Origin of the sequence: Novosphingobium aromaticivorans DSM 12444 (genome assembly GCF_000013325.1) — a bacterium.
In the GTDB taxonomy this organism is placed as follows: Bacteria; Pseudomonadota; Alphaproteobacteria; order Sphingomonadales; family Sphingomonadaceae; genus Novosphingobium; species Novosphingobium aromaticivorans.
This window is the reverse complement of record NC_007794.1, coordinates 3,092,249-3,118,901: the sequence shown is the minus strand read 5'-3', so window position 1 is coordinate 3,118,901 and position 26,653 is coordinate 3,092,249. Positions and strand designations below refer to the sequence as shown.

Genomic DNA, 26,653 nt, shown 5'->3' with positions numbered 1-26,653 from the left:
CCGCCTAGTCCCCGGCGATGAAGGCGGTGATGCGCCAGCCGCCGTCGCGCGGCTCCGCGATCAGCCGATAGTCGAGAAGGCTGCGCAGCTTCGCAGTCTCTATCCAGCCCTTCGCGCCATCTTCCAGCGTCACCCGCGCAGCGCGCGCCTTGGGATCGAAGCGTCTCGTATCGATCGACGCGAGGCGCCAGCCCGCCGGAGCCAGGGCCTTGCCGCCCGGCCGGTCGCGCAATGCCGTGTCCTGGCCCAGCACCAGCATCGTTTCATAGCTTTCGGTGTTTTCCGGTACGTTCCAGAAGATCCACGGCATGGCGGCCAGCCCGCCCTGAACCGCGCAGCCCAGCGGCAGGATCGCGTCGAGTTCCTGCCACAGCCCGGACGCGGGGTCGGAAAGCCGCTTGACCAGTTCATCCGTCCCGCTCCCGCCGCCATAGTCGAGCGCGACATCGCTGGAGGCGAGAGCGGCGAAGGCACGGGCATCGCGTGCGGAGACCGCGTTCCCCAGCGCCTTGCGGAAATCGGTCCAGCCAGCCCTTCCGGCGCATTCGTCCTTCGGTGCATAGGTGACGACGCTCGGCGCGGCAGGGCTGGCCTCTGCGGCGGCATCGGCCGATGCTTCCGCCTCGGCGACGAAAGCCTCGCTGGCGGTGGCGGATACCTCGGGCGCGGGGGGGCTCGCGGTTTCGGCGGACGAGGACGCTTGCGGATCGGGCGCAGTGTCGCACCCTGCCGACGCAAGTGCGCCCGCCAATGCGATCAGCGCCGATCCGAGGCTCGCCTTCATTCCGCTGCTATCGTCCCTTCATCGTCCGGAACCGCGGCAATCGCCGCCGGTTCCGCATCGGCATAACGGGGCGCGGATTCGACAAGCGGCACTTCTTCAAGTTCGCGCTTGCCGATCTCGATGTGCTTGTCCTTCAGGCGGCGACCTGCCGACAGCACATTGCGTTCGAAGCTGCCGACGAACTTGTTGTAATTGCTGACCGCACTGTCGAGCCCGCTGCCGACACGCTTGAGGTGTTCGGCGGCAACCGCCAGCCGGTCGTAAAGCTCGCCGCCCATGCGGCCGATCTCGCGCGCCTCGCGGGCAAGGCCGTCCTGTCGCCATACCTGCGCGACGGTGCGGGCGATGGCGACGAGGTTGGTCGGGCTTGCCAGCAGGACGCGGCGCTCGAACGCGAAGTCCCACAACGTGGGATCGCGCTCCAGCGCGGCGGCGATGAAGTGCTCGCCGGGCACGAACATCAGCACATAGTCCGGCGCTTCCTCGAACTGCGACTGGTAGGACTTTGCGCCCAGCGTCTGGATATGGTTGCGCATCGACTGGACGTGGGCATTGAGCGCGATCTTGCGGGTATCGTCGTCCTCCGCCTCGAAGGCGTCCTGGTAAGCGTTGAGCGATACCTTGGCATCGATCACCAGCAACTTGTTGCCGGGCACGCGCACGATGGCGTCGGGGCGCAGGCGCCCTTCATCGGTCTCGACCGAATGTTCGGTGATGAAATCGGTGTGTTCGGAAAGGCCGCACTGTTCCAGCACGTTGCGCAACTGAAGTTCGCCCCAGCGTCCGCGGGTCTTGGGACCATTGCGCAAGCTGTTGCCGAGCTGGGCAGCGGCGGCCCGCACCGCTTCCTGCCCGTCGCGCATCGACTGGATCAGGCCGGTAAGCTGGCCGAACGAATCGACCCGCTGTTTCTCGAGGTTCTGGACCTGCTCCTCGTAGCTCTTCAGCCGCTGGTCGACCGGCGCGAGCAGCGACTTGAGCCGTTCGGCGCTGGTCTTCTCGCTTTCCTCGAAGCGCGACTGCGCGCGGGCCAGGAAGGTCTCCTGCGCCTTCTCCAGCACCTTGTTGCCGGCGTTCTCGAACTCCTTGCGCAGCGCTTCCTGCGCTTCGATCAGCAGGCGCTTCTGCTCGGCGAAGTTCTCGGCGTCAGCCTTCAGGCGTTCGAGATCCGCGCGCAGGGCTTCACGATCATCGCGCACCTGCGCCAGTTCGGCGCGCACCTGATCGGCATCCGAAGCGCGCTGTCGGGCAGCAGCGAGGGCCGGGGCAAGTTCGTCGCGCTGGCGGCGCACGTCCTGCAATTCGGCGAGGCTGGCTTCCAGCGCCTTCTTCTGTTCGACCGTGGCGGCAAGATCGACGGTCATCGCCTTGATCGTGCCTTCGTGCGCCTTGGCATCGGCATCGCGCTGGTCATGCCGCGCGCGCCATTCGGCTGTTGGACGCGAGCCGAGGAACCAGCCGATCCCGAGGCCGATCACGAGTGCAACAACGACGAGCAGGGCAGAATCCACGAACTTCTCCGATTGGAACGAAATGGGAACCTATCCCGACGGGGCCTCCAGCGCAACCGCTTCGGACCGTCTGTTCCACAGGCACGGCGGAGCGCGGAACGGATCGACCGTCGACCCGCTTCGGTCAGGCGAGACCGAAGGAGAGCGCCATGTCTATCGAGAAGATGATTGCCGAGCACCCGCAAGTGGGCGCGAGCTACAACGCCTCACTGGGGCTGGCGGTGAAGCACGCGGTCTTTTGCTCCGCGATCTGCAATTCCTGCGCCGATGCCTGTCTCGCCGAAGCGATGGACATGGGCCAGTGCATTCGCACCTGCCTCGATTGTTCCGACATCTGCGCCGCGACCAGCCGTGTCGCCATGCGTCGCACCGGTTCGAACCGCGAGCTGATCCGCGGCACAGCTCGCCGTCTGCATCAAGGCCTGCGAGATCTGCGAGGCGGAATGTGCAAGGCACGATCATGCGCATTGCCGGCGCTGCGCGCAGATGTGTCGCGAATGCGCCGACGATTGCCGCCGGGCGCTGGAAGACCTCGACAAGGAAGTGCACGAGGCCGCGTAGCGCGGCCTCGATGCGTCACGCCGCCTTGCGCAGCTTTTCCAGCTTCTTGAGCGCCATGTTGCGCTTGAGGCGCGAGAGGTGGTCGATGAACAGCACGCCCTCGAGATGGTCCATCTCGTGCTGGAGGCAAGTGGCCATCAGGCCTTCCATCTGCTCCTCGTGGACCTTGCCGTCTAGATCCTGCCAGCGCGCGCGGATCGTGGCGGGGCGTTCCACCTCGGCGTAGATCTCGGGGACCGAGAGACAGCCTTCCTGGTAGACGCTGTATTCTTCCGACGGATCGAGGATCTCGGGGTTGATGAAGACCCGCGGCTCCTTCTTCGTCGGCTGGTGGTGGTGATGGTGGCCGTCATGGTCGCAGGCGACCGGCTCGGCGTCGGGATCGTCGGGCTGGAGGTCGATCACCAGCACGCGCAGGGGCACGCCCACCTGGATCGCGGCGAGGCCGATGCCGGGGGCATCGTACATCGTTTCGAACATGTCCTCGACAAGCGTCTTCAGCTCGTCGTCGAACTTCTCGACGGGGACGGAGACCTGCTTCAGGCGCGGGTCGGGGACTTCGATGATTTCGCGGATGGCCATGGGGCGCAGATAAGGAATGTCCGGCGGAGTCGCAAGGACACCGTTTCGATCAGTGTGATCGGCTCTCAGCCCACCGGGCGCCTTGCCCGCAGGGCCTGCGCCAGTGTGCCTTCATCGAGATAATCGAGTTCGCCCCCCACCGGCAGGCCATGGGCAAGCTGCGTCACCCGCACCGCCGCGCCTTCCAGCCGCTCGGCGATGTAGTGCGCGGTGGTCTGGCCTTCCAGCGTGGCGTTCATGGCCAGGACGACCTCGTCGATCCCGCCCTGAGCTACCCTGTCCAGCAGGCTGCCGATGGTCAGGTCCTCAGGCCGCACGCCTTCCAGCGCGGAGAGCCTGCCGCCAAGAACATGGTACTTGCCGGTGAACAGCCGCGCGCGATCGAGCGCCCACAGGTCCGCGACTTCCTCGACCACGCAGATCGAACGCTGGTCGCGGCGGTGGTCGGTACAGATGCCGCAGGGGTTCGAAGTGTCGACGTTGCCGCAGACCCCGCACTCCACCAGCAGTTCCTGGACTTGGGTCAAGGCATTCAGCAGTTGCGGCAGCGCGGTTTCGCGGCGCTTGATCAGCCACAGCACGGCGCGTCTCGCCGAGCGCGGGCCGAGCCCCGGGAGTCGCGCCAGAGCGCCGGAAAGTGCCTCGATCTCTTGCGATGCCATGGCAGCACAGATAGGGCCGGAGCCGACAAACGGAAGGCCTTCTGACAGCTTATGCGCATCATCTTCATGGGGACGCCCGATTTCGCGGTGCCGACGCTGGAGGCGCTCGTCGCGGCCGGGCACGATGTGGTCGCCGCCTACAGCCAGCCGCCGCGTCCGGCGGGACGGGGCAAGAAGCTGCAACCCTCGCCCGTCCATCTGGCCGCCGAAGCCCACGGGATCGACGTGCGCACGCCCGTCTCTCTCAAAGGGGCGGATGAGCAGACCACGCTTGCCGCGTTCGATGCGGATGTGGCGGTCGTCGCGGCCTATGGCCTGATCCTGCCGCAGGCCGTGCTGGATGCGCCGCGCCTCGGCTGCCTCAACGTCCACGGCTCGCTCCTGCCGCGTTGGCGCGGCGCCGCGCCGGTCCAGCGCGCGATCCTCGCGGGCGACGAGATGACCGGCGTCACCATCATGCAGATGGAGCGGGGACTCGATACCGGGCCGATGCTGGCGAGGATCGAAACTCCGGTCGACGGCAAGACCGCGGGCGATCTCACCGCCGAACTTGCGGTGAAAGGTGCCGCGCTGATGGTGCAGGTGCTGGCCGACCTGGCGAGCTATCCTGCGGTGGTGCAGCCGGAGCAGGGCGTGACCTACGCCCACAAGATCGACAAGGCGGAGAGCCGGTTGGACTTCACCCGCGATGCGGTGGACGTGGAACGGCAAGTCCGCGCCTTTTCCCCGGCTCCCGGTGCCTTCTTCGAACTTGAAGGCGAACGCTACCGCGTGCTGGCGGCCGAAGTCCTCGGCGTGGCGGGCGAACCGGGCGTAACGGTCGACGACGTGCTTGCCATTGCCTGCGGCACCGGCGCGATCCGACCGACCCTGATCCAGCGCGCGGGTCGCCCGGCCATGGACACTGCCTCGCTGCTGCGCGGGCGCGCCATTCCCGGGGGAACGCGTCTTGGTTGACGTCCCTACCCGCTTCGCGCTGACCCTCGAATGGAACGGCGGTCCCTACATGGGCTTCCAGCGCCAGTCGCACGGCCCCAGCGTCCAGCAGGCGGTGGAGGAAGCGGTCCATTCCGTCACCGGCGAGGCGGTCGCGCTCAATGCGGCGGGCCGCACCGATACCGGGGTCCATGCGCTTGGCATGCGCGCGCATTTCGACCTGTCGCGCGCCTTCGATCCGTTCCGCATGATGGAGGCGCTGAATGCGCGCCTGCGGCTTGCCGGGCACCCGGTTGCGGTGCTGGATTGCATCGAGGTGGCGCCGGACTGGCACGCCCGCTTCTCCTGCACCGGTCGTGCCTATGAATATCGCATCATCAACCGCCGCGCCCCGCTGACGCTCGATCTCGGTCGCGCGTGGCGCATCGCCAAGCCCCTTGACGAGACGGTAATGCACGAGGCGGCGCAACTGCTTGTCGGCCATCATGATTTCACCACCTTCCGTTCGGTCCATTGCCAGTCGGCCAGCCCGTTGAAGACGCTCGACCGGCTCGACGTGCGGCGCGACGGCGACCGGGTCATCGTCGAGGCCGCAGCGCGCAGCTTTCTCCACCACCAGGTCCGCTCGATGGTGGGATGCCTTGCACTGGTCGGGCAGGGGCAATGGAGCGTCGCCCAGCTGGGCGAGGCGCTGGCCGCAAAAGACCGTAGCAGATTAGGACTTAACGCGCCCCCGGAAGGCCTGTACTTCGTCTCCGCTCAATATCCCGGAGAATGATCCCATGACCCAGCTTCGCGGCCAGCGCATCGTGTCCCAGCTCGATGCCGACGGCACCCTCGCCGTCTCGCTCCAGGACTTCGACGTGCCCGAACCCACCGGCAGCGAGGTCTTGATCCGGGTCGAAGCGACGCCGATCAACCCCTCGGACCTCGGCCTTCTGTTCGGCCCGGCCGATGTGGTCGGTGCGGAGTTTTCACCCGGTCGCGTTGTCGCCCGGATGCCCGAGCCGGCGGTGCGCGCCATGTCGGCGCGCCATGGCATGGCGATGCCGGTCGGCAACGAGGGCGCCGGCACGGTGATCGCGGCGGGCGAGGCGCCAGAGGCGCAGGCCCTGCTCGGCAAGCGCGTGACCTGCTTCCCGGGCGGCATGTACGCGACCCATGCAATTGCCGATGCGCGCATGTGCCTTGAACTGGCCGGCGGCATCACGGCCGAGCAGGGCGCTTCGACCTTCGTCAACCCGCTGACGGCGCTGAGCTTTACCGAAACGATGCGCTATCATGGTCACTCGGCCTTGGTGCACACGGCGGCGGCATCGAACCTCGGCCAGATGCTCGTGAGGATCTGCCACGCCGATGGCATTCCGCTGGTCAACGTCGTGCGCAACGAGGCGCAGGTGGCGATCCTCAAGGGCATCGGCGCCGAACATGTGGTGGATAGCTCGAAGGATACGTTCCTCGACGATCTCGCCGCCGCGCTGGATGCGACGAAGGCGACCATGGCATTCGATGCGATCGGGGGCGGCAAGCTCGTCAGCCAGATCCTGACCACGATGGAGCAGGTCGCGAACAAGGGCGCGGCCTATAGTCGCTACGGTTCGAACAGCCCGAAGCATGCTTTCATCTATGGCGCGCTCGACCTGTCGCCGACGATCCTGACGCGCAACTTCGGTTTCGTCTGGGACGTTTCGGGCTGGCTGCTGACGCCCTGGATGAGCAAGCTCGGGCCGGAGATCGTCGACAAGATGCGCCGCCGCGTCATGGCCGAACTGACCACGACCTTCGCAAGCCGCTACAAGGCGCGCGTCACGCTGGAACAGGCCCTGACCCGCGACGCGGCTTTGGACTACAACGCGCGGCGCACCGGCGAGAAGTACCTGATCACGCCCAACGGCTGAGCCGACGAAGAAAGGCCCCCGCTCTCGCAGGGGCCTTTTTCCATTTCAGCGCCGGCGGTCTCAACCCCGGTGCGCGACGCTTTCCGGCAGATCCTTGCCGAACACGCGCTGGTAGTATTCGGCCACGAGCACGCGTTCCGTCTCGTCGCACTTGTTGAGGAACGACAGGCGGAAGGCGAAGCCGACGTCGTTGAAGATCTGGCTGTTCTGCGCCCAGCTGATCACCGTGCGCGGGCTCATCACGGTCGAAATGTCGCCATTGATGAAGCCCTGACGCGTCAGGTTCGCCACGCGCACCATGTCGGTCACGATCTTCGGGTCGAGATCGGGCACCTTCTTGGTGACGATCTCCACCTCGGTCGCCTCGGGCAGGTAGTTCAGTGCCACGACGAGGTTCCAGCGGTCCATCTGGCCCTGGTTGATCGCCTGGGTGCCGTGATAGAGGCCCGAGGTGTCGCCAAGGCCCACCGTGTTGGCCGTCGCGAAGAGGCGGAAGAACTTGTTCGGGCGGATCACGCGGTTCTGGTCGAGCAGGGTCAGCTTGCCCTCGGTTTCCAGCACGCGCTGGATCACGAACATCACGTCGGGACGGCCCGCATCGTATTCGTCGAAGACCAGCGCGGTCGGGGTCTGCAATGCCCACGGCAGCAGGCCTTCGCGGAACTCGGTCACCTGCAGCCCGTCGCGCAGCACGATCGCGTCACGACCGACAAGGTCGATGCGGCTGATGTGCGCGTCGAGGTTGATGCGGATGCAGGGCCAGTTGAGGCGCGCCGCAACCTGTTCGATGTGCGTCGACTTGCCCGTGCCGTGATAGCCCTGGACCATCACGCGCCGATTGTAGGCAAAGCCCGCAAGGATCGCGAGAGTCGTGTCCGGATCGAACACGTAGGTGTCGTCGCGGTCGGGCACGCGCTCGTCCGCCCGCGAAAAGGCGGGAACCTTCATGTCGATGTCGATGCCGAAGGTTTCGCGGACATCGATTTCGGTGTCGGGCGCGGCGAGCAGCGTCGTCGCGTGGCTGTTCGGAAGTTCGCTCATCGCTGCCCCGCCTATACGGGCGGGCGCGGCGCTGCAATAAGGTTTCAGAAGACCTGTCCGATAGAATGGGAGAATTTCGATGAAGCTCTACGGTGCGCTGCTGTCGCCCTTCGTTCGCAAGATCGCGGTTGTCGCTACGGAAAAGGGCCTTTCCTTCGAAATGGCGCGCGGCGGTCCGGGCAGCACCGATCCGGAATTCATTGCCTGCAGCCCGCTCGGCAAGATCCCCGCCATCGACGACGGCGGTTTCCAGCTCGCCGATTCGTCGGCCATCGCGGTATATCTCGATGCCAGGTACCCCGAGCCGCGCCTGATCCCCGAAGATCCGCAGCTTCGCGGCAAGGCCGTCTTCTGGGATGAATTCGCCGATACCGTGCTCGGCGCATCCGGCCTGAAGATCCTGTTCAATCGTCTGGTCGGCCCCAAACTGCTCAAGACCGGCGGCGACGAAGCGATCGCGCTCCAGGGCGAGGCAGAACTGCCGCGTTGGGTGGACTGGTTCGAATCGGTCGTCCCCGGGCAGGGGTGGCTGCTGGGCGAGACCTTCAGCCTTGCCGACATCGCGGTCGCCTCGACCTTCCGCACGCTGGCCTATGTCGGGCATGGCGTCGATGCGGGCGCGCGGCCCGGGACCGCGTCATGGTACGATCGCGTCACGGCGCGCCCGGCCTGGGCTGCTGTCGCCGAGCAGGAGGAAGTGACGGCCAGGCGCATCATGGCGCTCTGATTCTGGTTGCAGCGCGCACGCGCGGAACGCCTCGTGTGCTCGCGCGTTCTTGTGCTTTCGGGGTTTTTGGCCATGGCGCTGTTCACGCTTTTCACCAATCCGATGTCGCGCGGCCAGATTGCGCGCTGGGCGCTGCACGAAGTCGCGGCGGACTACGAAACGGTCCTCGTCGGCTGGGAGGCCAAGCCGAAAGGGCTGCTTGAGGCAAATCCCATGGCCAAGGTGCCCACGCTCGTCCACCACGCGCCGCAAGGCGACCGGGTGGTGACCGAAACCGCGGCCATCTGCCTCTACCTCGCCGAAGTCCTGCCCGAATCCGGCCTCGGTCCGCAGGGCGATGAACTGGCCGACTATCTTCGCTGGACCTTCTTCGCGGCGGGGCCTGTCGAGCAGGCCGTTACGGCGCGCAACCTCGGCTTCGAACCGAAGGAGCCGCGACAGCAGGGCATGGCGGGTTTTGGCAGCTACGACCGCACGGTCGACGCGTTGGCGGGCCACCTCGCCGAAAACGCTTTCGTTTGCGGCGAAAGGTTCACGATGGCGGACGTTTATGTCGGATCCCACGTCGATTGGGGCGTAGGCTTCAAGTCGCTGCCCGAGCGTCCCGAGTTTATCGCCTATCTCGAGCGCGTACGCGACCGTCCCGCCTATCGCGCGGCGAAGGCCGTCGATGGCAAGCTCATCGCGGAGATGCAGGCATGACCGGCGCACCTCCGCTCACGATCTGCCTGTGGTACAAAGGCGATGCCGAGGAAGCGGCCAACTTCTACGCGGAAACCTTTCCCGACAGTCACGTCTCGGCCGTGTTTCGCGCGCCCTCCGATTTCCCGGGCGGCGGCGAGGGGACGGTCCTGACCGTCGGGTTCACCGTCCTCGGCATTCCCTGCATCGGCCTCAACGGGGGGCCGCAGTTCCCCCACACCGAGGCGTTCTCCTTTCAGGTGGCAACCGATACGCAGGAAGAGACGGACCGCCTCTGGAACGCCATCGTCGACAATGGCGGCGTCGAATCTGCCTGTGGCTGGTGCAAGGACAAGTGGGGCCTGTCGTGGCAGATCACTCCCCGCCAGTTGACCGACGGCATGGCCCATCCCGATCCTGTCGTCCGCAAGCGGGTGTTCGAGGCGATGATGACCATGCGCAAGATCGACATCGCCGCGATCGAACGCGCCGCCAGCGGCATTGCCGGAGACTGACATGGAACCGCAACGCGATGGCGAGAGGACCTGCCTGGAACTCTTCGGGCATCCATTCTCGTCCTACACCTGGAAGGTCGAGATCGCCCTTTTCGCCAACGATACGCCCTATGCCTTCCGCCAGATCGACGGCCAGCACCCGGACAACGGGCTGCGCGTCGCTGCAGCCACGCCGATGGGCAAGTTCCCCCTGCTGGTCGATGGCGAGCGCGAGATCTTCGAGTCCACCGCCATCATCGAGTATGTCGCCGCCTGCCGGCCCGGCAAGGCGCCGCTGATTCCGTCCGATCCTTACGGGGCGGTGAAGGTGCGGATGATCGACCGGGTGTTCGACAATTATGTCATGGCCCCCATGCAGGCGATCGTTTCCGCGCACATGCGCTCGCCCGACAATCCGGACCGGGAACGCATCGAGACCTCGTGCCGGGATCTGCGACGGACCTATCGCTGGCTGGAAGCATGGCTGGCCGACTATCCGCGCCCGGACACCATCTCGTTGATCGAATGCGCCGCCGCGCCGTCGCTGTTCTATGCCGACTGGGTATGCCCCCTGGCTGACGAGTTTCCGACCCTTGCCGCATGGCGCGCGCAACTCCTGCGCCAGCCAGCCGTAAGCCGCAGCGTCGAAGCGGCGAGGCCGTACCGCGCGTTTTTCCCGCCCGGCGCGCCGGATCGCGATTGATCGAGGGAGCACCGATGCACGAACTTTCAATCAGCCGCCATATCGCCGCGCCGCCGGGAAAAGTCTGGGACGTTCTGGCGAACCGGCAGGAAGAATGGTGGTGCCCCCGGCCCTGGTGGATCACCCTGATCGCGCAGGAGCGGCGCCCCGGCGGTCGCAGTGCCATGGTGATGCACGGCCCGGATGGCGAAGAGATGCCGCAGGAAGGCATTTTCCTCGCATGGGACGAAGGGCATCGCTTTGTCACGACCGACGCGGTCACCGCCGACTTCCTGCCCGCCGGTCCCTTCATGGTCGGCATCTGGGAGGTCGAGCCGGAAGGCGAGGGCACGCGCTACACCGCCAGCGCCCGCCACTGGACCGAAGAAGCCATGCGCGAGCACGCCGAAATGGGCTTCGAGGCAGGCTGGAATGCCTGTGCGGACCAGTTGCAGGCGCTCTGCGAAGCCGATTGACGGGCGTCTACACCGCGCGCAAACTCATTGAAAACACAGGGTCGCGGCTCTTGGAGAGGGGCAGCGATGGCAGAGAGCTTGAAAACTTCGCCGGAACTGGCGGGCTTCACGGTCGACGAATGGCAGGCTCTCATGGGGCACGCGGCGCCCTTTGCCGCATTGCGGGGCGAGACGCTGTTCCGCCAGGGCGATCCGCCCAGCGCTCTCTACCTTGTCGGCGAGGGCCTTCTCGAGATCGAGACGCGCTTGCCCGGCGACGAGGCCGCCGTGATCAGCCGGATCGAGCCGGGGCAGATGGTCGGCGAATTCGCCTTGCTCGACGATGGCCCCCGCTCGGCCAATGTGCGCGCGGTCGATGCTTCCGCCGGGTTCGTCATCGCGCGCGACCGCTTCCGTGCCCTCCTGGCCGATGGATCACCCTGGGCATTCAGGCTCGGCACTGCCCTGCGTCGTCTCGTGGCGGCACGGACGCGCGCGACGCTTGAGCGGATCGTGGCCGAGGGCCTGTTCGATCCGCTGGGCTTGCGCCGCATTGCCTCTGGTCCCCGACTCTCCGGAATGCCAGGCACAGATGTATCGGAACTGCTGGCGGGCCTCCCCCGGCTGGCGGGATGCGAGGGCATGGCCGAAGCTGGCCAGCTGGAACTGGCCCCCGCGGGGAGCACCATCGCCGCGCCGAACGAGCCCCAGGACGGCTTGCGCGTGGTGCTGCGCGGCGCGGTGCGGGCGGCGATCCCGCGCGGGGCGATGCAGGAACAGATTTTCGTGTTCGGCCCCGGCTGCTTCGTCGGCCTGACCGGATACAGCGACGGAGGTGGCCAGCCGTTGCTCGTCTCGGCGGCCGAGGAGGCGCTGGTGCTGCATCTTCGCGGCGACGACCTTGTCCGCGCGGCAGAGACGGCAGCGACCTGGTATCCGCCGCTGCTCCTGGCGATGGGCCGCCAACTCGTGCAGGACCAGCGCAAGGCGAACCGCCATCTTGGCCGCTCGCTCGCGCTGCTGCGCTTCAACCATGCGGGGGAGCCTGCCTGATGTGCCGCATTCTCGGCTATCTCGGCACGCCGGTCCTGCTGGAGGACCTGCTTTATGCGCCCGATTCCTCGCTGCTGAACCAGACCATCGGCGCGCAGATGCTCCAGATGCTCAATCTCGCGGGGTTCGGCATGGCTGCCTGGGATCCCGCCAGCCACGATCCGCATCTCCCGTTCCGCTACCGGACCACGCAGGTCGCGCTGTTCGACCGCAACCTCAAGGCGCTTGCCGGAAAGCTGCGCCCCGGTGCGCTGCTCGCTCACATTCGCGGGGTGCCCTACAACTCGACCGTCCAGATCAACGAGCAGAACTGCCACCCCTTCCGCTTCGAAGGCGTGCCGCTGGCAATGGCCCACAATGGCGACCTCGCGGGCTTTCGCGAAATGCGATTCGATCTCGCGCCGCACGTCCGGCCCGAATTTGCCCGTCAGATCCAGGGTTCGACCGACAGTGAGTGGATATACGCCCTTGCCGTCTCGGCGCTGGACGATCCGGCGGGCGTCAACGAACCCGACGCCATTCTCGCCGCGATCCGCCGCGCGCTCTCCATTCTGCGCGATGCTCGGGCGCGGCACGGGATCACGCGGTCCAGTTCGACGAACCTCATGTTCTGCGACGGCGTGAATCTTGTTGCCGTTCGCTTCACTTTCGATTTCGGGCGTTTCGATGCCGGTAAGTTGCAGGGCACGACCGAATATCTCTCGATGTGGTACACCTTCGGCCGCGATTACGGCCTTCACGATGGCGAATGGAAGCTGACGGGCGGCGCCGCCAGCGCCGACAGCGTAATGGTCGCCTCCGAGCCGCTGACGCGCGATTTCGCGACGTGGATCGAGGTGCCCGAGTATTCGGCCCTCATCGTCCGCCACGAAGGGGCCCGCCGCCGCGCGGAGATCCACGCGCTGGAAGTCTGACCGTCGCGGCTGCCCAGCGACGTTGCCCGGTCTGGCCAAGCAGGCGTTCGCGGGCTAACGGATCGTCATGCTCGACGCCGCGCTATCCCTCGCCATGCTCGTTTCCATCGCGCTCGTTGCGGGGGCGGTGTTCCTTTTCCGGCGGGGAGAGCGGCAGCGGCCTGTGCTGATGGTGACGCTGGCCGCGATCGTGCTCGTCAATGTCGTGATCTGGACCTTGCCGGACAAGCAGGGCAGCACGCTGGTCGGGGCGGCCAAGGGCGGCAGCCCCGACTGATCTTGCCGGGCCGGTCAGCCCAGCTCGATACATCCGCCATCGACGCACAGGTCGACGCCGTTGATGAAGCTCGCTTCCGCGCTGGCCAGGAACAGCACGGCGCGGGCCACTTCCTCCGAAGTCCCCATCCGCCCGATCGGCACCACCGAGGACAGCATGTCCTTCATGCCCTGGATTTCCTCGGCGCTCGCATCGCGCTTGAAGATTTCCGTGTCGGTCGGGCCTGGGCTCACCATGTTGACGCGGATGCGGCGCGGCAGGAGTTCCTTGCCGACGATCCTTGCCATGGCCCGCAGCCCCGCCTTGGCCGCCGCATAGGCGACGTTGCCCGGCACAGCGGCCATCGATCCGATGGACCCGGTTATGACGATTGAGCCTCCGTCGCGCATCAGCGGCAGGGCCCGCTGGATCGCAAAGAAGGCCCCGCGCAGGTTGACCGAGTGGATCTGGTCCCAGAATTCGGGCGTGACGTCCGGGACCATCGCGAACCCCCCGACGCCGGCGTTCACGAACAGCACGTCGATGCCGCCCAGAGCGTCCTCGATCTCTTCAAGGGCACGTTCGGTGTCGTTCAGGTCACCCATGTCGGAACGGATGCAAAGGGCGTCCAGCTCCTCTGCGACCGCCCGCAATGTCTCGGCATTCCGACCGGTTATTGCCAGTTTCGCACCCTCGGCGGCGAACAGGCGCGCCGCCGCCAGGCCGATCCCCGCATTCCCGCCGAGGATCGCCACGCACCTGTCGCGAAATCGCATGGCGTCCTCAGAACATCGTGTTGGAATTGGCGGAGGCTTCGGGCACCGGCGACAGCACGTCCCAGTGCTCCATCACCCGGCAGCCCTCGACGCGGAAGATGTCGATTACCGCGAAACCACGCTTCGCCGCCGCATCGCCGTTCTCGTTCCAGCCATGGCTGTGCACGGCGACGAGGTTGCCGTCGGCGATCACGCGGTGGATCGTGGTCTTCTGGCCCGGATTGTCCGCCACGAACTTCTCGAGAAACGTGATCGCCGCGTCGCGGCCGGTGGCGGCATATGGGTTGTGCTGGATGTAGCCGGGATCGACCCACTTCTCGAAGGAAGAGCGTACCTTCTTCTGGATGTAGAACTCGTCCATGAACTGGCTGACGACCTGCTTGGGGGTCAGCTTGCATTCCTCGGCCTGGACGGCGGTGGAAGTCAGCGCAAAGGCAATCGCGGCGGCAACAAGGCGCATCGTTGTTCTCCCTTCAAAACATGCTGTTCGGGTTGACCGGATTGGCCGGCACATCCTGGATCACGTCCCAGTGTTCGACGATCATCCCGCCTTCGACGCGGAAGATGTCGACCACCGCCAGTCCCGCGTCTCCCGGCCAGCGTTCGACATGGGTATGCGTGATGACGTGGTCGCCGTCCACGAAGCTGCGGTGGATGGTCTGGCGCGCGTCGGGCGATTCGGCTCGCACCCGGTCGAGAAAACCCTTGAGCGCTTCGACCGAAGGCTCGGCCAGCGAACTGTGCTGGACGTATCCGGGCGCGATGTAGCGGTCCACCGCGCTGCTATCCATCGCGATCAGGACCTTGTTATACATTTCGATCACGAGGTCGTGATTGGCCTGTTCCTCCGCCGTGCGGGCCACGTTCGCTCTCCCCTTTATTTATAACAATTGGTAGAGTATGCCCTTGCACGAGAAGGCCGTCAAAGCCTCATTGATGAATTGGGAGAAGTGATGACCCGCGCCGAGCTCTATGCCGTCCTGGACCGCTTTCTGGCCGCGCTCGACGCCCGCGATCCGACGGCGCTCGATTGGGCGCCGGGTGCGCACCACAGCGAGAACAACGTCATGCTGGAAATCGGCGATGGCGTATGGGGCACGATCGACCGGCTCGGCGACTACCGGCTCCGCTTTGCCGACACGCGCACCCGCCAGGTCGGCTATTTCGGCACCGTGATCGAGCCGATCGAGGAATCTGCCTTCACCCTGCGTCTCGCCCTCGACGAAGCGGGCCGGATCGCCGAGTGCGAGATGCTGATCGTCCGGCAATCCGACAGCGGCATCAAGTTCGAGAACTGCCGCTACTGGGACAAGCCGATCCTTCACCGCGAACCCGAAGCCCCGGTCTCGCGCCAGGAGATGGTGCGTCTTTCGAACGGCTACTTCGACACGCTACAGCGCAATGACGGAACTATCCACACCAGGTTCCACCCCGATTGCAACCGCGTGGAAAACGGCGTCCAGACCACGCGCAATCCCGATTTCGCCAAGATCGTTCCGGTCTCCGCCCTGGGCTGCGAAGAGCAGTTCCGCATGGGCAACTACCGTTATGACGACGACCTGCGCGCGCGCCGCTTCCCGCTGGTCGACGAAGAGCGTGGCCTTGTCCTCGCGTTCGGCTTCATCGACCATTCGGGCCGTCTGCGCGAATTCCAGCTTACGGATGGGCGCACGGTGAAGAGCCCGGTCCTGCGGCCGCACAGCTTCTACATCTCCGAACTGTTCAAGATCGACCACGGCATGATCGAACAGATCGAGGCGAACTTCATAACCGTGCCCTATCGCATGCCGAGCCCCTGGGATTTGCTATGATGCGCCAGCTTCTCGCCACCCTGTTCCTTGGCCTCGCCGCCTGCTCCCTCGGCGGCGCGACTGTCCTGACCGAGGGCGCCGGACGCGAGTGGCCCGGCCCGGGCGGTGACGCCGGCAAGACGCATCACTCGCGCCTGACCGCCATCAACGCGGAGAACGTCGGTCGGCTCGGCCTTGCGTGGCAAGTCGAACTTGGCACCCTGCGCGGGCAGGAGGCGACCCCGGTCGTGGTGGACGGCGTGCTCTACACCTCGGGCACCACGGGCCGCGCCTATGCGTTCGATGCGGCGACCGGCAAGGAGCTGTGGCGGTTCGAGCCCGAGGTCGACATGCAGGTCAACCGCACGGTCTGCTGCGACATGGTCAACCGTGGCGTCGCGGTGGGGCGCGGCAAGGTCTTCGTCGCCAGTCTCGATGGGTGGATGTACGCACTCGATGCCCGCACCGGCGCGGTCGTCTGGAAGAGCGACTTCATCGAGAACCGAGCCAAGGGCGACAATTCCACCGGCGCTCCCGAAATCGCGGGCGATGTCGTCGTCATCGGCATGGGCGGCGCGGAGTACGACGTGCGCGGCTATGTCACGGCGCTCGATCTCGATACCGGAAAGCTGCGCTGGCGTTGGCACGTGGTGCCCCGCGATCCCAAGCTGGGGCCGCAGGAAACGCCCGAACTCGAAGCCGCGCTGAAGACTTGGGACCCGAACAGCCGCTGGGACATCGGCGGCGGTGGCAGCCCGTGGGATGCGATCAACTACGACCCCGAAACCGGCCTGGTCCTTGTCGGCACCGGCAATGGCGGGCCTTACGCCACGTCCAAGCGCTCGCCTGCGGGGGGCGACAACCTCTACCTCGCCAGCCTCGTCGCGCTCGATCCGAAGACCGGGCGGATGAAGTGGCACTACCAGGAAACGCCGGGCGACAACTGGGACTTCACCGCCACCCAGCCGATGATCTTCACCCGCATGAAGATCGACGGCGAGGACCGGCCAGTCGTGCTCCACGCGCCGAAGAACGGCTATCTCTACATTCTCGACCGGCGCGACGGAAAACTGCTGCGCGCCAATCCCATCGTCCGCACCAACTGGGCCAAGGGCATCGATCCCGGGACCGGCCGCCCGATCCTCGATCCCGCGGCCGCCGACTATACCACCGGTCCCAAGATCGTGTTCCCGGCCACGACCGGCGCACGCAACTGGCACCCCGCCAGCTACGATCCAGCGACCGGGCTCTACATCGGCGCGGTGCTCGACATGGGCAATCTCATCTTCATGACGCCGGGGGCCAAGCCGCTCAAGGCGCGCGGGCTCAACAACGATGCCGCGCTCATCTTCACGCCGGACGTCAAGGAAGCGCTTGCCGCCTTCCCGCCTGAATTCGGCGATGCCGTGCGCAAGTTGCCTGCCTATCAGGAGGCGCTGAAGCAGCCTGCCACCGCGCAGATCCGCGCCATCGATCCGCTAACCGGGAAGACCGTCTGGGCGGCCGATACCGCCGGCTGGCAGGATCGCGGCGGCGTGCTGACCACGTCTTCGGGCCTTACCATCCATGGCGGCGTCACCGGCAAGCTCTTCGTGCGCGATACGAAAACCGGCAAGCTCCTGAAGGAAATAGACACCGGCACTCCGATCATGGCCGCGCCGATGACTTACGAGGTTGGCGGCGTGCAGTACATCGCCGTCATGGCCGGGTGGGGCGGGGGCGGCTATCCCTTCGTCCCGCGCTATTCCGCAGCCTATACGCGCGGCAACATGAACCGGCTGCTGGTGTTCAAGGTGGGGGGCGGCAAGGTGCCGTTGCCGGACCTGCTCCCGCCGCTGGAAGTGGCGCCGGAACCGCCGGCACAGGCCGCGGGCGTGACGGCGGCGACCATCGCGCGCGGGCAGGGCCTGTTCTTCGGCAATTGCGCGATCTGTCACGCCAACCAGCCCCGCTCGATCACGCCGGACTTGCGCCGGATGCAGCCTGCCACGCACGAGATGTTCCGCGAGATCGTGCTCGAAGGCCTGCTCACGCCCAATGGCATGCCGCGCTGGAACGACATCCTCTCGACCGACGATGCCGACGCGATCCACGCCTACCTGATCGACCTCCAGGGCAAGACGCGCGCGGACGAACTGGCCAAGCAGAAGGCCGGCAAGCCGCTCGATGGGCCTAGTCTGACGATCCTGAGCAATTACTGATCTGGCAACGCCGACCCTCATCCGGACGGGGCGGGGAGCAATTAGAAAGGCATTCGATGGACTTCTCCACGCTCGACAATCCGCGCCTTGAATTCGCCTTCGCCTGCCGATTGCGCTTCACCCGCGTCCAGATGGTGCCCGACCTTCCGTCGGGCGGGATGCGCAGTGCCGTCTACGTCGACGAGGGCGAGTTCGAGGGGCCGCGCCTCAAAGGCCGTGCCGTGCCCAATTCGGGCGGCGACTATGCCTTCTTCCGCCCGGACGACACCGCCGTTTTCGATGCGCGCTATGTCCTGGAAGTCGATGACGGCACGTTGATCTACATGCAGAACAAGGGCTTCCTTTGGGGGCGCGAGCCCGGCACTATGGACCGGCTGCGCGCATGGGCCTTTGCCGGAGGCGAGCCTGTCCCCCACGCCGAGTACTACCTGCGCGCCCAGCCCACGTTCGAGACCAGCAAGGGCAAGCACGACTGGCTGACCCGCCACGTCTTCATTGGCGTGGGCGAGCGCAAGCCCGACGGGAACTACGTGAAGTATTACGCCCTGACGTGAACGCTCTGCTCGCAATGACGGAGCGATTGCTGCCACTTGACGGCAATTCGCAAGTGCTGCAAACAATAACAATTGTTAGAAAAAGATCGACGGGAGAAACCTACCGGTGAAGCTGCACCTGCCCCCGCGCGTCAGTCCGAAGCAGTTCCAGTCCGCGATGACCGCCTTTGCCGGCGTCGTCGGCAAGGCCTGGGTCATGGACTCCGACGCCGACCGCGATGCCTATGCCGACACCTACGCGCCCGGCAGCACCGAGGAGTGGCCCGCATCGGCTGCCGTCGCCCCGGCCAACGTCGAGGAAGTGCGCGCGATCGTGCGCCTTGCCAATGAGCACAAGGTGCCGCTCTGGCCCGTCGCGCGCGGCAAGAACCTTGGCTACGGCACCGCTGCGCCGCGCATGGAAGGCACCGTGGTCATGGACCTCGGCCGCATGAACAAGGTGCTCGAGCTTGACCACAAGCTCGCCTATTGCGTGGTCGAACCGGGCGTTGGCTTCTTCGACCTCTACGACCAGATCCAGCGCGAGAAGGCGCCGCTGTGGATGTCGGTGCCGGGCAACGCGTGGGGATCGGTCCTCGGCAACGCGCTCGAGCACGGGATCGGTTACACGCCCTACGGCCTTCACGCCCGCAACCTCTGCGGCATCGAGGCGGTGCTGCCCGACGGGGATCTGGTGCGCACCGGCATGGGTGCGATGAAGGACAACCCGTCGTGGCATCTCTTCCCGATGAGCTACGGGCCGACCTGGGACCTCGCGTTCTCGCAATCGAACCTGGGCATCGTGACGAAGGCGGGCGTCTGGCTCCAGCCCGCGCCCGAAGCCTCGCTAGAACTCGTCTGGGACATTCCCGAGGTCGATGACATCGCCTGGGTGGTCGATACGATCACCCCGCTCAAGATCTCGGGCCTGATCGACCAGAACGTGTTCATCCCCTCGTGGCTCGGCAAGATGGTGCTCAAGGGGCAGCGCAAGGACTTCTGGGACAAGCCCTCGGCCATTCCCGAATGGCGCGTGGCCGAACTGCTCAAGCAGTACAAGCTTGGCTACTGGCAGGTCGCGCTGCGCCTCTATGGCGAGGAGACCGTGGTCAAGGCGCGGGCCGACGTGGTCAAGGCTGCGATGAAGCGCCATCTCGATGCGGCGCCAGCGGAACACTGGTGGCGCCAGGGCGACCCGATCGGCCAGTACGAGACGACGATGGGCGTGCCTTCGGCAGTGCCGTTGCAGATGTCCGACTGGATCGGCGGGCGCGGCGCGCACATGGGCTTCTCGCCCGTGGTTCCGGCCACCGGCAAGCACGTGCTGGACCAGATGCACAGGAGCCGCAAGATCATCGCGGATTTCGACGTCGATTTCTACGCCAGCTTCACCATCGGCGGGCGCTTTGCCAACAACGTCAACATGTTGATGTACGACCGCGACAATGCCGACGAAGTGGCCAAGATGCGCAAGCTGTTCGATGCTCTCATCGTGGAGTCCGCGAAGGCGGGCTATGCCGAATACCGCACCCACCTCGGCTGGATGGACCCGGTGATGGAAACCTTCGACTTCAACGGCCATGCGCTGCGCCGGTTCGACGAGAAGGTGAAGTCCGCGCTCGACCCCAACGGCATCATCGCACCCGGCAAGCAGGGCGTCTGGCCCGCCAACTACGCCGCGATGCGGGGCAAGGCCTACAAGGGAGGGCAGTGAAATGAAGCGTATCCTGTTCGCCGCCACCCTCGTCGCCATCGGTGCCGTGGCCTATGCCGAACCGCCGGCGGGCGGGCCTCCGCCGATGCCGCCCTATATACTGCGTCCTGCCGCGCCCGAGGGCGACCGGCTCGCGCCCGGTCGTGATGGCAAGGCCCTGTTCGAGGTCCACTGCGGCTACTGCCATCTCGTCGGCGGCATGGGCACGAACCTGCTCACCAAGCAGCAGATGATGGCGGGCAATCCGCCGGAGAAGGGCCTTCTTTCCAACCGCGAGGACCTCACCGCCGATTACGTCAAGGCCGTCGTTCGCATGGGCAAGGGCGCGATGCCGCAGCAGACCAAGGTCGATCTGACCGATGCCGAACTGGAAGCGGTGTCGAAGTATCTCGGGAAGGCGGGCTGATGCGCGTGACCCGTCGCTCGATGCTCAAGGGCGGGGCGCTTGCCGGCTCGGCGCTGGCGATGCCGGCGGCCGCGATCGAGCTTGGCAAGGCACCGCTGGTGATCTTCGACAGCCGTGTGCCCGAATCGGTGGCCTTCGCCGCAACGCAGGCGGGCCTGCGCCGCATCGATCTTGTCCAGGGCACCGAGGCGGCATGGCGCGCATTGGGCGAACCGGCGCGCGTCAGCGGCCTGTCGCGCTGGAGCGACTGGACCGCGCTGCGCGGCGCGCTCGAGGAAAGGGGGCTGCGGGTCGAGCAGGAAACCCGCGTTGCCGGTCCTCTTTCCGGGCGCGACCATCTTTTCCGCTGGACGATGGCGGCGCGCTGATCCCCGCTGACACGGCCGGCCAGGGGGTACGTTCCTTGCGGAACGTGCCCCTTTTTACGTGGTATCGTGTTGCACTTGGTGAAACGCTCTGAATCTCGGGCGTGTGCGTTCGCGTTTGCCGGGGCTAGCGCTGTGTGCGGAAAGTGCGACGGCGGACTTGACCCGCGCTCCCGCTGAATTAGTATGTGTTACTAACAAATTCCGGCGCGACTCCGTCGCTGACCGGAATCGGGAGAGAGACAATGCAGCGGATGGGCAGCGGATGGACGAGGTAAGCCTCTATCATTGGGAACCCAATGCCAACTCTGGCAAGCCGATGCTCGCGTTGATGGAGAAGGGCGTGCCCTTTTCCAGCCATTACATCGACATGCTCCAGTTCGATCAGCACAAGCCGGAATACCTTGCGATCAACCCGCAAGGCACGATCCCGGCGATGACGCACAATGGCCAGGTGCTGACGGAAAGCACCGCGATCATGGAGTACGTGAACGACCGCTTCGACGGGCCGGACCTCATGCCCGCCGACGCGCAGGATCGCTGGCGCGTGCGCTGGTGGATGAAGTTCATGGACCAGTGGCTTGGCCCCAGTTTCTCGATGATCGGCTGGAGCGTGTTTGTCGGTCCCATGGTCCGCCAGCGCGACCCCGCCGAACTTGCCGCCGCGATCGACCGTATCCCCTTGCCCGAACGCCGCACCGCGTGGCGCAAGGCGATCAACGGCGACTTCTCGGAAAGCGAGATGGCCGAAAGCCGCCGCCGCGTGGGGCTGGGCATCGCCAAGCTGGAAGAGGAACTGGGCAAGCGGCCCTATGTCGGTTCGAACCAGTACAGCCTGGCCGACATCAACATCTTCAACAGCACCTATTCGCTGCCCATTTCCCAGCCCGATCTGGCGGGCAAGGACAGGACGCCGAACATCATGCGCTGGCTCAAGCGTGTCTACACCCGCGAAGCGGTGAAGAAGACCTGGGCCATGGGCAAGACGGACCTTGCCCATCGCTACGGCCTCATCATGGCGGAGATCGAGGGATGAGCGCGCTTCTTTACCACGGCGAGCCCAACGGCGCGTCGCTCACCGTTCTTGCGGCGCTTGCGGAAACGGGCCTCGATATCGAGTGTCGCCGCATCGACCTCCTGGCGGGCGAGCGCCATTCGCTTCCCGGCATCGTCGATCCCGTCGCGCTCGACCTGTCCATCGAAGGCGAAGGTCCGGTGCTGGTGATCGACGGGGAAGCAATGACCGAATCCGTCTTCCTCGCCCAATATCTGGACGAGGCGGCGGGCGGGGTGGGGCTCCAGCCGACCGACGCCTATGCGCGCTGGGAAATGATGATGTGGTGCCGCCAGATCACCGAGCGCCTCTCGCCCGCCGCGGCCCTGCTCGGCAATCTCGCCACGTCGCAAAGCGCCATCGCCGCCATCCCGGCCGAGGACTTCGCCATTCTCGCCGCACGGATCGTTTCCGACGACCTGCGCGAGCGGTGGCAGGCCCTGAACGACGATGCGGTGAACGCCGCACAGGTCGCCGACAGCGAAACCAAGGTCGCCGCCGCCGTCGACCGCTGCGAGAAGCAGCTTGGCGATGGACGCGAATGGCTGATGGGGACTTTCTCCATCGCCGATCTCGTCACCTACTCGTGGCTTGCCGGGATGGAGCCGCTCCGCCCTGCCGCCTTTGCCGATGCACCGCTTGTCAAGGCCTGGCTTGCCCGCACCGCCGCGCGCCCTTGCGTGCAGGCGGCACTTGCCCGGGCCACCATTTCCGAACCGCTCCGCGCCTGGGCGCCGGGGCCTGAAATCAACCGTTGGGGATAACCAATGCGCGCCATCGACTACTTTGACCGCGGACATGACCGCGACCCGCAGCGTCTCGCCATCGTCGACACCGAGACGGGCCTCAAGCTGACGTTCGCCGAAACCAAAGCACTGTCCGAACGCATTGCTGCGGCATTGCAGAAGGGCGGCTTCGAGAACCAGGACCTGCTCGGCCTCTATGGCCCGAACGACGGCATGCTGCTCGTCGTGCTGCTTGCGATGTGGCGCGCCAACGGCAAGTGGATCCCGGTCAACACCCGCAACGCCATCGACGCCAACGCCGCCTACATCAACTACGTCCGCCTGAAGTGGCTGGTCTATCATTCGTCCAAGGCCGACGAGGTCGCGGAGCTCAAGGCGCTGTGCCCCACGCTCCAGCATTTCGTCTGCCTCGACAAGCGCATGGGCGATGACCCCAGCCTCGAGGAGTTCATGGCTGGTGTCAGCGAAGCCGATTTCGTCGAGCCCGAGATCGATGCCTTCGGCAACCTCATGGACATGGTCGGCATCTTCCCGACCGGCGGCACCACCGGCCCGTCGAAGGGCGCCAACGTCACCAACCTCGGCTGGGGCACGATGATCGAGACCGCAGCCGACGGAATGGGCGGCCGCACGGATTCGCCCGTCGCACTTGTTTCCGCGCCGATCACCCACGCTGCCGGCCCGATCGCGCTTTCGACGCTCAGCCTTGGCGCCACGCAGGTCATCCTGCCCGGCTTCGATGCCGAGCGCGTGCTGCGCACCATCGCGGAGTACAAGGTCACGCACATGTACCTGCCGCCGACGGCGCTCTACCAGTTGCTGGCGTCGCCGGAATTGGGCGATCACGATTACTCCAGCCTGCGCATCTTCATCCTCGTGGGCTCGCCGTGCAGCCCGGAGAAGTTGCGTCAGGCGGTCGAAGTCTTCGGCCCGGCCATGTGCCAGTCCTATGGCCAGGTCGAATGCCCGATGATCGTGGCATGGTTCCCGCCCGAGGACGTCGCCCGGTTCGCGACGTCCGCGCCGGAAAAGCTCGCCGCCTGCGGCAAGCCGACCCGCTCGATCAAGGTCAAGCTGCTCGACGACGATGGCAACGAGGTGCCGCTGGGCGAGGCGGGCGAGATTTGCGTGCGCGGCGCGCTGGTCACGCATTCCTACTTCGAAAAGCCCGAGGAAACCGCCGAGATCCGCAAGTTCGGCTGGCACCACACCGGTGACGTCGGCAAATTCGACAAGGACGGCTATCTCTACATCGTCGACCGCAAGAAGGACATGGTCGTCTCGGGCGGCTTCAACGTCTTCACCGCCGAAGTCGAGGCGGCGGTGACGGAACTCGCCGCCGTCAAGGAAGCCTGCGTGTTCGGCATCCCGCACGAGAAGTGGGGCGAGCAGGTTCATGCCGTGGTGGTTGCCGACGGCATTACCGAGGCAGAGATCATCGCCTATGCCAAGGAGCGCCTGGGCGGAGTCAAGGCGCCGAAATCTGTCACGTTTATCGACTCGATTCCGCGCACCGCAGCGGGCAAGATGGACAAGAAGGCGCTGCGCAAGCCCTGGTGGGGCAACGCAGACCGCATGGTGAACTGATCTGTAAGACAGACAGTCGGGAGAGAGCTGGATATGCGATTGAAGGTCCTGGGACTTATGGCCGCACTGCTGCCGCTGGCGGCGTGCAACATCAAGAGCGAGGGCGGCGGGGATGCCGTCGCCAACGCCGGCGTCACCGACGCCCTCATCGCCCAGGCGCCCGAAGGCGAATGGCTGAGCTATGGCCGCGATTATGGCGAGCAGCGCTTCTCCCCGCTCACCCAGATCAATGACGGCAACGTCGGCCAGCTCGGTCTTGCCTGGTTCCATGACCTCGAGACCGCGCGCGGGCAGGAAGCCACGCCGCTGATGCATGACGGCACGCTCTACATCTCGACCGCGTGGTCGATGGTGAAGGCGTTCGATGCCAAGACCGGCGCGCTCAAGTGGTCCTACGATCCCGAAGTCCCGCGCGAGACGCTGGTCCGCGCCTGCTGCGACGCGGTCAATCGCGGCGTCGCGCTCTATGGCGACAAGGTCTTCGTCGGCACGCTCGACGGTCGCCTCGTCGCGCTCGACCAGAAGACCGGAAAGGTCGTCTGGTCCAAGGTCGTCGTGCCCAACCAGGAGGACTACACCATCACCGGCGCCCCGCGCGTGGTGAAGGGCAAGGTTCTGATCGGTAGCGGCGGCTCGGAGTACAAGGCGCGCGGCTATATCGCCGCCTACGACGTCAACACCGGCAACGAAGTGTGGAAGTTCCACACCGTCCCCGGCAATCCAGCGGACGGGTTCGAGAACAAGGCGATGGAAAACGCCGCCCGCACGTGGGCTGGCGAATGGTGGAAGCTCGGCGGGGGCGGCACGGTGTGGGATTCCATCACCTATGATCCCGCCACCAACCTCGTCCTGTTCGGCACCGGCAATGCCGAGCCATGGAACCCGGCCGCAGCCGGGCGCGAGGGCGACAGCCTCTACACGTCCTCGATCGTCGCGGTGAATGCCGATACCGGCGACTATGTCTGGCATTTCCAGGAAACCCCGGAAGACCGCTGGGACTTCGACTCCGCGCAGCAGATCACGCTGGCCGACCTGACCATCGATGGGCAGCGGCGCCACGTGATCCTTCATGCGCCCAAGAACGGTCACGTCTATGTGCTCGACGCCAGGACCGGGCAGTTCCTGTCGGCAACGCCCTTCGTGATGGTCAACTGGGCGACCGGTATCGATCCCAAGACCGGCAAGGCCACCGTCAATCCCGAAGCCCGCTATGAAAAGACCGGCAAGCCCTTCGTCAGCCTGCCCGGTGCGGTCGGCGCACACTCCTGGCAGCCGCAGAGCTTCAGCCCGAAGACCGGCCTGCTCTACCTTCCGGTGAACAACGCGGCATTCCCCTATGCCGCCGCCAAGGACTGGAAGGCCACCGACATCGGCTTCCAGACCGGCCTCGACGGCTATGTCACCTCGATGCCCGCCGACGCCAAGGTCCAGGGCGCCGCGATGAAGGCGACCACCGGTACGCTCGTGGCGTGGGACCCGGTTGCGAAGAAGGCCGCGTGGAAGGTCGAACTGCCGAGCCCGTCGAACGGCGGCATTCTCTCGACCGCTGGCAATCTCGTGTTCCAGGGCACCGCGGGCGGCGATTTCGTTGCCTACAACGCCGACAAGGGCAAGCAGCTCTGGTCGTTCCCGGCGCAGAGCGGCATCCTTGCCGCGCCGATGACCTATGCGATCGACGGCGAACAGTACGTCGCGGTCATGGTCGGCTGGGGCGGCGTGTGGGACGTCGCCACCGGCGTCCTCGCGCACAAGGCCAAGAAGCAGCGCAACATCAGCCGCCTGGTCGTGTTCAAGCTCGGCGGCAAGGCCACGCTGCCCGCTGCTCCCCCGATGGCCAAGATGGTCCTCGATCCGCCGCCGTTCACCGGCACGCCCGAACAGGCCAAGGCCGGCGGCGAACTCTACGGACGCTACTGCAACGTCTGCCACGGCGATGCGGCGGTTGCGGGCGGCGTGAACCCCGATCTGCGTCACTCCGCGGCGCTCAATGCCCCCGAGGCGATCCGCTCGGTGGTGATCGAGGGCGCGCTGCAGCACAACGGCATGGTCTCGTTCAAGTCGGCGCTGAAGCCCGAGGATGCGGACAACATCCGCCACTACCTCATCAAGCGCGCCAACGAGGACAAGGCTCTCGAAGCCAAGGGCGGCTGAGCGATCTCGCTATGTCCGGAACTTCGGTTCCGGACATCGTGCGGCAATACGAAAACTGTATGCTTCACTCACGATTATTGTTATGAAGCATAG

At 65.8% G+C, this 26,653-nt stretch carries 31 protein-coding genes; 22 read left to right on the top strand and 9 right to left on the bottom strand.

What is annotated here, in order from left to right; translation table 11 throughout:
- Window positions 1–4: 4 nt before the first annotated feature.
- The 3 genes from SARO_RS14700 to SARO_RS21675 all read right to left on the bottom strand — a co-directional run bounded on the left by SARO_RS14700 (window position 5) and on the right by SARO_RS21675 (window position 2,711).
- A complete protein-coding gene (locus SARO_RS14700) occupies window positions 5–784 on the bottom strand; it encodes a hypothetical protein (protein WP_011446538.1) in 780 nt (259 codons plus the stop codon).
- Window positions 781–2,295: a DNA recombination protein RmuC gene (rmuC, locus tag SARO_RS14695; RefSeq protein ID WP_011446537.1), complete on the bottom strand. Its 1,515-nt coding sequence runs from the start codon at window positions 2,293–2,295 to the stop codon at window positions 781–783. Before rmuC ends, SARO_RS14700 begins: the two co-directional genes overlap by 4 nt.
- Window positions 2,296–2,501: 206 nt before the next feature.
- On the bottom strand, window positions 2,502–2,711 hold the full coding sequence (locus SARO_RS21675; protein ID WP_324608747.1) for a hypothetical protein: 210 nt from the start codon (window positions 2,709–2,711) through the stop codon (window positions 2,502–2,504).
- Window positions 2,712–2,781: 70 nt separating this feature from the next.
- On the opposite strand from SARO_RS21675, the gene SARO_RS21670 reads away from it, so the two are divergent.
- Window positions 2,782–2,856, top strand: a complete 75-nt coding sequence (locus SARO_RS21670) for a hypothetical protein (protein WP_324608754.1) — start codon at window positions 2,782–2,784, stop codon at window positions 2,854–2,856.
- 15 nt (window positions 2,857–2,871) lie between these two features.
- Here the strand turns inward: SARO_RS21670 and def are convergent, their stop codons facing one another.
- Both def and recR read right to left on the bottom strand, forming a co-directional pair.
- A complete protein-coding gene (def, locus tag SARO_RS14685; RefSeq protein WP_011446536.1) occupies window positions 2,872–3,438 on the bottom strand; it encodes a peptide deformylase in 567 nt (188 codons plus the stop codon).
- A gap of 65 nt (window positions 3,439–3,503) precedes the next feature.
- Window positions 3,504–4,100: a recombination mediator RecR gene (gene recR / locus SARO_RS14680; protein ID WP_011446535.1), complete on the bottom strand. Its 597-nt coding sequence runs from the start codon at window positions 4,098–4,100 to the stop codon at window positions 3,504–3,506.
- 51 nt (window positions 4,101–4,151) lie between these two features.
- Between recR and fmt the strand changes: the two genes are divergently transcribed.
- From fmt to SARO_RS14665, 3 genes are read left to right on the top strand one after another with little or no spacing between them, the layout of a single operon-like run.
- The gene (gene fmt / locus SARO_RS14675) at window positions 4,152–5,057 is read left to right on the top strand and encodes a methionyl-tRNA formyltransferase (RefSeq protein ID WP_011446534.1); all 906 of its coding nucleotides are present in this window, start codon (window positions 4,152–4,154) and stop codon (window positions 5,055–5,057) included.
- Window positions 5,050–5,814 (top strand): tRNA pseudouridine(38-40) synthase TruA, encoded by a 765-nt coding sequence (truA, locus tag SARO_RS14670; RefSeq protein WP_011446533.1) that lies wholly within the window; start codon window positions 5,050–5,052, stop codon window positions 5,812–5,814. The genes fmt and truA overlap by 8 nt, the downstream gene beginning before the upstream one ends.
- A 4-nt stretch (window positions 5,815–5,818) precedes the next feature.
- The gene (locus SARO_RS14665) at window positions 5,819–6,934 is read left to right on the top strand and encodes a zinc-binding dehydrogenase (RefSeq protein ID WP_011446532.1); all 1,116 of its coding nucleotides are present in this window, start codon (window positions 5,819–5,821) and stop codon (window positions 6,932–6,934) included.
- 60 nt (window positions 6,935–6,994) lie between these two features.
- Here the strand turns inward: SARO_RS14665 and cobS are convergent, their stop codons facing one another.
- Complete coding sequence (gene cobS / locus SARO_RS14660; RefSeq protein ID WP_011446531.1) at window positions 6,995–7,975, bottom strand: cobaltochelatase subunit CobS; 981 nt, start codon at window positions 7,973–7,975, stop codon at window positions 6,995–6,997.
- A 79-nt stretch (window positions 7,976–8,054) separates the two neighbouring features.
- On the opposite strand from cobS, the gene SARO_RS14655 reads away from it, so the two are divergent.
- The 8 genes from SARO_RS14655 (at window position 8,055) to SARO_RS14620 (ending at window position 13,258) form a co-directional block, all read left to right on the top strand.
- Window positions 8,055–8,702 (top strand): glutathione S-transferase family protein, encoded by a 648-nt coding sequence (locus tag SARO_RS14655; RefSeq protein ID WP_011446530.1) that lies wholly within the window; start codon window positions 8,055–8,057, stop codon window positions 8,700–8,702.
- A gap of 72 nt (window positions 8,703–8,774) precedes the next feature.
- Window positions 8,775–9,404 (top strand): glutathione S-transferase family protein, encoded by a 630-nt coding sequence (locus tag SARO_RS14650; protein ID WP_011446529.1) that lies wholly within the window; start codon window positions 8,775–8,777, stop codon window positions 9,402–9,404.
- Window positions 9,401–9,898 (top strand): VOC family protein, encoded by a 498-nt coding sequence (locus SARO_RS14645; RefSeq protein ID WP_011446528.1) that lies wholly within the window; start codon window positions 9,401–9,403, stop codon window positions 9,896–9,898. The genes SARO_RS14650 and SARO_RS14645 overlap by 4 nt, the downstream gene beginning before the upstream one ends.
- Window position 9,899: 1 nt before the next feature.
- Window positions 9,900–10,580, top strand: coding sequence for a glutathione S-transferase family protein (locus SARO_RS14640; RefSeq protein WP_011446527.1), 681 nt, complete (start codon window positions 9,900–9,902; stop codon window positions 10,578–10,580).
- A gap of 14 nt (window positions 10,581–10,594) precedes the next feature.
- Window positions 10,595–11,035 carry an SRPBCC family protein gene (locus SARO_RS14635; protein WP_011446526.1) on the top strand — a complete coding sequence of 147 codons (441 nt, stop codon included), beginning with the start codon at window positions 10,595–10,597 and terminating at the stop codon, window positions 11,033–11,035.
- 66 nt (window positions 11,036–11,101) lie between these two features.
- A complete protein-coding gene (locus SARO_RS20305; protein WP_011446525.1) occupies window positions 11,102–12,067 on the top strand; it encodes a cyclic nucleotide-binding domain-containing protein in 966 nt (321 codons plus the stop codon).
- Window positions 12,067–12,981, top strand: coding sequence for a class II glutamine amidotransferase (locus SARO_RS14625; protein WP_011446524.1), 915 nt, complete (start codon window positions 12,067–12,069; stop codon window positions 12,979–12,981). Before SARO_RS20305 ends, SARO_RS14625 begins: the two co-directional genes overlap by 1 nt.
- 67 nt (window positions 12,982–13,048) lie before the next feature.
- Window positions 13,049–13,258, top strand: a complete 210-nt coding sequence (locus SARO_RS14620) for a hypothetical protein (RefSeq protein ID WP_011446523.1) — start codon at window positions 13,049–13,051, stop codon at window positions 13,256–13,258.
- A 14-nt stretch (window positions 13,259–13,272) separates the two neighbouring features.
- On the opposite strand, the gene SARO_RS14615 is transcribed toward SARO_RS14620, so the two are convergent.
- From SARO_RS14615 to SARO_RS14605, 3 genes are read right to left on the bottom strand one after another with little or no spacing between them, the layout of a single operon-like run.
- Complete coding sequence (locus tag SARO_RS14615) at window positions 13,273–14,013, bottom strand: SDR family oxidoreductase (protein ID WP_011446522.1); 741 nt, start codon at window positions 14,011–14,013, stop codon at window positions 13,273–13,275.
- A 7-nt stretch (window positions 14,014–14,020) separates the two neighbouring features.
- On the bottom strand, window positions 14,021–14,473 hold the full coding sequence (locus SARO_RS14610; RefSeq protein ID WP_011446521.1) for a nuclear transport factor 2 family protein: 453 nt from the start codon (window positions 14,471–14,473) through the stop codon (window positions 14,021–14,023).
- Window positions 14,474–14,486: 13 nt separating this feature from the next.
- Window positions 14,487–14,876, bottom strand: coding sequence for a nuclear transport factor 2 family protein (locus SARO_RS14605; protein WP_011446520.1), 390 nt, complete (start codon window positions 14,874–14,876; stop codon window positions 14,487–14,489).
- Window positions 14,877–14,966: 90 nt separating this feature from the next.
- Here SARO_RS14605 and SARO_RS14600 point away from each other — a divergent pair, with 90 nt between their 5' ends.
- The 10 genes from SARO_RS14600 to SARO_RS14555 all read left to right on the top strand — a co-directional run bounded on the left by SARO_RS14600 (window position 14,967) and on the right by SARO_RS14555 (window position 26,560).
- Entirely contained in the window at window positions 14,967–15,824 is an 858-nt protein-coding gene (locus tag SARO_RS14600) for a hypothetical protein (protein WP_011446519.1), read from the top strand.
- On the top strand, window positions 15,821–18,004 hold the full coding sequence (locus tag SARO_RS14595) for a PQQ-dependent dehydrogenase, methanol/ethanol family (RefSeq protein WP_011446518.1): 2,184 nt from the start codon (window positions 15,821–15,823) through the stop codon (window positions 18,002–18,004). Before SARO_RS14600 ends, SARO_RS14595 begins: the two co-directional genes overlap by 4 nt.
- A 56-nt stretch (window positions 18,005–18,060) precedes the next feature.
- On the top strand, window positions 18,061–18,558 hold the full coding sequence (locus SARO_RS14590) for a DUF3237 domain-containing protein (protein ID WP_011446517.1): 498 nt from the start codon (window positions 18,061–18,063) through the stop codon (window positions 18,556–18,558).
- Between the two features lie 106 nt (window positions 18,559–18,664).
- Window positions 18,665–20,251, top strand: coding sequence for an FAD-binding oxidoreductase (locus SARO_RS14585; protein ID WP_011446516.1), 1,587 nt, complete (start codon window positions 18,665–18,667; stop codon window positions 20,249–20,251).
- Window position 20,252: 1 nt separating this feature from the next.
- The gene (locus tag SARO_RS14580; RefSeq protein WP_011446515.1) at window positions 20,253–20,657 is read left to right on the top strand and encodes a c-type cytochrome; all 405 of its coding nucleotides are present in this window, start codon (window positions 20,253–20,255) and stop codon (window positions 20,655–20,657) included.
- Window positions 20,657–21,025: a hypothetical protein gene (locus SARO_RS14575; RefSeq protein WP_011446514.1), complete on the top strand. Its 369-nt coding sequence runs from the start codon at window positions 20,657–20,659 to the stop codon at window positions 21,023–21,025. Before SARO_RS14580 ends, SARO_RS14575 begins: the two co-directional genes overlap by 1 nt.
- A gap of 262 nt (window positions 21,026–21,287) precedes the next feature.
- The gene (locus SARO_RS14570; protein WP_011446513.1) at window positions 21,288–22,058 is read left to right on the top strand and encodes a glutathione S-transferase family protein; all 771 of its coding nucleotides are present in this window, start codon (window positions 21,288–21,290) and stop codon (window positions 22,056–22,058) included.
- Window positions 22,055–22,840, top strand: a complete 786-nt coding sequence (locus SARO_RS14565) for a glutathione S-transferase family protein (RefSeq protein WP_011446512.1) — start codon at window positions 22,055–22,057, stop codon at window positions 22,838–22,840. Before SARO_RS14570 ends, SARO_RS14565 begins: the two co-directional genes overlap by 4 nt.
- Window positions 22,841–22,843: 3 nt before the next feature.
- Complete coding sequence (locus SARO_RS14560; protein WP_011446511.1) at window positions 22,844–24,409, top strand: AMP-binding protein; 1,566 nt, start codon at window positions 22,844–22,846, stop codon at window positions 24,407–24,409.
- Window positions 24,410–24,442: 33 nt separating this feature from the next.
- Entirely contained in the window at window positions 24,443–26,560 is a 2,118-nt protein-coding gene (locus SARO_RS14555) for a PQQ-dependent dehydrogenase, methanol/ethanol family (protein WP_011446510.1), read from the top strand.
- The last annotated feature ends 93 nt before the right edge of the window (window positions 26,561–26,653 follow it).

What these genes read in the sequence shown, in the direction of transcription:
- SARO_RS14700 (WP_011446538.1), bottom strand. Translation starts at nt 784, where the DNA reads ATGAAGGCGAGCCTCGGATCGGCGCTGATCGCATTGGCGGGCGCACTT.
- SARO_RS21675 (WP_324608747.1), bottom strand. Translation starts at nt 2,711, where the DNA reads ATGCAGACGGCGAGCTGTGCCGCGGATCAGCTCGCGGTTCGAACCGGT.
- def (WP_011446536.1), bottom strand. Translation starts at nt 3,438, where the DNA reads ATGGCCATCCGCGAAATCATCGAAGTCCCCGACCCGCGCCTGAAGCAG.
- recR (WP_011446535.1), bottom strand. Translation starts at nt 4,100, where the DNA reads ATGGCATCGCAAGAGATCGAGGCACTTTCCGGCGCTCTGGCGCGACTC.
- fmt (WP_011446534.1), top strand. Translation starts at nt 4,152, where the DNA reads ATGCGCATCATCTTCATGGGGACGCCCGATTTCGCGGTGCCGACGCTG.
- SARO_RS14665 (WP_011446532.1), top strand. Translation starts at nt 5,819, where the DNA reads ATGACCCAGCTTCGCGGCCAGCGCATCGTGTCCCAGCTCGATGCCGAC.
- cobS (WP_011446531.1), bottom strand. Translation starts at nt 7,975, where the DNA reads ATGAGCGAACTTCCGAACAGCCACGCGACGACGCTGCTCGCCGCGCCC.
- SARO_RS14655 (WP_011446530.1), top strand. Translation starts at nt 8,055, where the DNA reads ATGAAGCTCTACGGTGCGCTGCTGTCGCCCTTCGTTCGCAAGATCGCG.
- SARO_RS14650 (WP_011446529.1), top strand. Translation starts at nt 8,775, where the DNA reads ATGGCGCTGTTCACGCTTTTCACCAATCCGATGTCGCGCGGCCAGATT.
- SARO_RS14645 (WP_011446528.1), top strand. Translation starts at nt 9,401, where the DNA reads ATGACCGGCGCACCTCCGCTCACGATCTGCCTGTGGTACAAAGGCGAT.
- SARO_RS14640 (WP_011446527.1), top strand. Translation starts at nt 9,900, where the DNA reads ATGGAACCGCAACGCGATGGCGAGAGGACCTGCCTGGAACTCTTCGGG.
- SARO_RS14635 (WP_011446526.1), top strand. Translation starts at nt 10,595, where the DNA reads ATGCACGAACTTTCAATCAGCCGCCATATCGCCGCGCCGCCGGGAAAA.
- SARO_RS20305 (WP_011446525.1), top strand. Translation starts at nt 11,102, where the DNA reads ATGGCAGAGAGCTTGAAAACTTCGCCGGAACTGGCGGGCTTCACGGTC.
- SARO_RS14625 (WP_011446524.1), top strand. Translation starts at nt 12,067, where the DNA reads ATGTGCCGCATTCTCGGCTATCTCGGCACGCCGGTCCTGCTGGAGGAC.
- SARO_RS14620 (WP_011446523.1), top strand. Translation starts at nt 13,049, where the DNA reads ATGCTCGACGCCGCGCTATCCCTCGCCATGCTCGTTTCCATCGCGCTC.
- SARO_RS14615 (WP_011446522.1), bottom strand. Translation starts at nt 14,013, where the DNA reads ATGCGATTTCGCGACAGGTGCGTGGCGATCCTCGGCGGGAATGCGGGG.
- SARO_RS14610 (WP_011446521.1), bottom strand. Translation starts at nt 14,473, where the DNA reads ATGCGCCTTGTTGCCGCCGCGATTGCCTTTGCGCTGACTTCCACCGCC.
- SARO_RS14600 (WP_011446519.1), top strand. Translation starts at nt 14,967, where the DNA reads ATGACCCGCGCCGAGCTCTATGCCGTCCTGGACCGCTTTCTGGCCGCG.
- SARO_RS14595 (WP_011446518.1), top strand. Translation starts at nt 15,821, where the DNA reads ATGATGCGCCAGCTTCTCGCCACCCTGTTCCTTGGCCTCGCCGCCTGC.
- SARO_RS14590 (WP_011446517.1), top strand. Translation starts at nt 18,061, where the DNA reads ATGGACTTCTCCACGCTCGACAATCCGCGCCTTGAATTCGCCTTCGCC.
- SARO_RS14580 (WP_011446515.1), top strand. Translation starts at nt 20,253, where the DNA reads ATGAAGCGTATCCTGTTCGCCGCCACCCTCGTCGCCATCGGTGCCGTG.
- SARO_RS14575 (WP_011446514.1), top strand. Translation starts at nt 20,657, where the DNA reads ATGCGCGTGACCCGTCGCTCGATGCTCAAGGGCGGGGCGCTTGCCGGC.
- SARO_RS14570 (WP_011446513.1), top strand. Translation starts at nt 21,288, where the DNA reads ATGGACGAGGTAAGCCTCTATCATTGGGAACCCAATGCCAACTCTGGC.
- SARO_RS14565 (WP_011446512.1), top strand. Translation starts at nt 22,055, where the DNA reads ATGAGCGCGCTTCTTTACCACGGCGAGCCCAACGGCGCGTCGCTCACC.
- SARO_RS14560 (WP_011446511.1), top strand. Translation starts at nt 22,844, where the DNA reads ATGCGCGCCATCGACTACTTTGACCGCGGACATGACCGCGACCCGCAG.
- SARO_RS14555 (WP_011446510.1), top strand. Translation starts at nt 24,443, where the DNA reads ATGCGATTGAAGGTCCTGGGACTTATGGCCGCACTGCTGCCGCTGGCG.